Consider the following 492-nt stretch of genomic DNA (forward strand, 5'->3'; position numbering starts at 1 on the left):
CGCAGCACCGACAACACCCGTGCCAGCGCATCCGCATCCACCCCGCCGTCGACGCTGATCCGCACGCCGCCGGGCAGTTCGATATCGATGCGCCCCGACGAACACGGCACCGGCGGTGACGCCGGCACCACCGGCTCGGCGAGCCGAACCTCGGCGAACACCGGCAGCGGAGGCGCCGCCCCGGCCAGCTTGCCTTCGCGCAGTTGCTTGCGCCACGTATAGATCAGGCTGCTTGACACCTCGCGCCGGGCGATCACATCGCAGACCTTGGCCCCAGGCCGGAATGCCTCCGCCAGGATATCCAGCTTCTCCGCATCCGACCAGCGCCGCCGGCCCGATACCCGGCCCACCACCTCCATGCGACCAGTCATACGAGTGCTCATATGACTGGTCGTAGACCCCGAAACTTCCTGCACTACCACCGCCCTCGTCAAAGGCGGCAAGCATCCCGGCTATCGACGATGCCGCAAGGCGGCCTGCTGAACACGCTTA

Annotated in this window: 1 protein-coding gene; it reads right to left on the reverse strand. The window is 67.5% G+C overall.

The window, feature by feature from the left end; genetic code table 11:
* A partial coding sequence (tnpA, locus tag ACX40Y_RS18210) for an IS66-like element accessory protein TnpA (RefSeq protein ID WP_459120988.1) occupies positions 1 to 371 on the reverse strand: 371 nt, incomplete at its 3' end.
* Between the last annotated feature and the right edge of the window lie 121 nt (positions 372 to 492).

The sequence above is a fragment of the Sphingomonas sp. RS6 genome, from assembly GCF_054489705.1.